This is a genomic window from Acidovorax sp. KPB24-03 (assembly GCF_057546605.1).
Window position 1 is genome coordinate 1 of record NZ_BAAJYR010000580.1, and the last position, 1,724, is coordinate 1,724.

The 1,724-nt window shown below is 72.5% G+C and carries 2 protein-coding genes and 1 pseudogene; all 3 read left to right on the top strand.

What is annotated here, in order from left to right; translation table 11 throughout:
• A pseudogene (locus AC27KI_RS24155) lies at positions 1 to 220 on the top strand (PFGI-1 class ICE element type IV pilus protein PilL2); the annotation flags it as partial.
• Positions 217 to 861, top strand: coding sequence for a hypothetical protein (locus tag AC27KI_RS24160; protein WP_487091049.1), 645 nt, complete (start codon positions 217 to 219; stop codon positions 859 to 861). The pseudogene AC27KI_RS24155 and the gene AC27KI_RS24160, both read left to right, overlap by 4 nt.
• 9 nt (positions 862 to 870) lie before the next feature.
• Positions 871 to 1,623, top strand: coding sequence for a TIGR03759 family integrating conjugative element protein (locus AC27KI_RS24165; protein ID WP_487091048.1), 753 nt, complete (start codon positions 871 to 873; stop codon positions 1,621 to 1,623).
• Positions 1,624 to 1,724 lie beyond the last annotated feature (101 nt).

Sequence of the window (1,724 nt, forward strand, 5' to 3'; positions counted from 1 at the left end):
GCACCTGCGGCTCGGGCCGCTGCCGCTGCGCGATGCCTTGCGGGCGCTCGCCGGGCCAGCCTGGGAGCTGTCCGTCGATGACGCTGCGCGCGCGGTGTGCTTCGCGCGCGTGACGACTTCGCGTGCGGCGACCGCCAGCCCCATTCCTGCGGCTGCGGCATCGAGCGCGCCGGCCGCCGAACCCGCCGATCCCCACGCGCCCCAGGAGGCCCAGCCATGACCATCCCGCAACTTCCCGACGAGAACGCCGGCCGCGCGCGCTGGTTCAAGATCGCAGCGGCCGCGTGGCTGCTGCTCGTGAGCATCCTCGCCGTGGTCAACAGCGTGGGCCTGTCGCGCCTGAGCGAGCAGAGCCAGGCCAGCGCCCAGGATGCGCACGTGCAGGCGCTCAACACGCGCGTCGCCGAACTCGAACAGCAAGCGGCAGCCTCGAAGAACCAGCCCAAGCCTGTCACCCAGCCCGACTTCGAGGCGGCCCGCAAGGCGCTGGACGAGCGCCTGACGCAGGTCGAGCAGGCCCAGGCCGCAGACACCCATGCCGGCGACTTGCAGGCGCTGCAGGCGCGCATGGGCGACCTCGAAGCGCGCATGAAGCGAACCGCCGCGCCTGCCGTGGCGCCCCAGCGCACCGCCGAGCCGGCCAAGCCCAAGGTGCCCGAACCGCCGTTCAACGTCGTGGGCGTGGAGCTGCGTGGCGGCGAGCGCTTCCTGTCGGTGGCGGCGCCCAAGGCCTCGTCGGTGCTGGACGTGTGGCTGCTACGCGAAGGCGATGCCGTGGGCGCGTGGCATCTGCTGGCGATCGAGGCGCGCGCCGCCGTGTTCCGCGTGGATGGCCAGACCCAGCGCATCGCGCTGCCGTAGGAGTCGGCCATGAAGCACGCCGCCATCTGCTTCGCCGCCATCCTCGCCGCCATCCTCGCCGCTATCGCAGGCGCGGTAGGCACAGCAGGCACAGCCTCGGCGCAGTCGGCGCCGGTCGCGTCTTCGCGCACCGTTCCCGCCCAGGTGCAGAACAGCAACGACTCCGCGCTGGACGAGCGCCTGGCGCGCGATTGGGGCCTGCGCTCCGAAGAATGGGCGCGCTATCGCCAACTGATGCAGGGGCCGCTGGGCATCTATTCCCCGAACCTCGATCCGCTCACGGCGCTGGGCATCGAGGCGCGCAGCGACGAGGAACGCAACCGCTATGCAGAGCTGCAGGTGCAGGCGGAATCGAAGCGCGTGGGCAAGACGCTGGCCTACCAGCGGGCCTACGACGCGGCGTGGAAGCGGCTCTATCCGGGACAGCAGCGCGTGAACATCCCGGGTGCGAAGGCGCCGGGCGCCGGCAACCGGGGCTCGGGCCGGCTGGCGGTTTTCGTGAAGGCCGAGTGCCCGCCGTGCGAGCAGCGCCTGCGCCAGTTGCAGGCGGCCGGCACCGCCTTCGACCTCTACATGGTCGGCAGCCGCCAGGAGGATGCCCGCATCCGCCAGTGGGCGACGCAGGCCGGCATCGACGCCGGCCGCGTGCGCTCGCGCACCATCACGCTCAACCATGACGCCGGGCGCTGGCTGTCGCTCGGCCTGCCCGGCGATCTGCCCGCCCTGGTGCGCGAGGTCAACGGTCAATGGCAGCGGCAGTAGCCCGCCGCGCAGGCTGCGCGGCCCTGGTCCTCGGCCTCAGCGCCCATGCCGCCATCGCCTTCGGCCAAGAGGTGCCACCACCCGCCTACCAGATCGCCGCC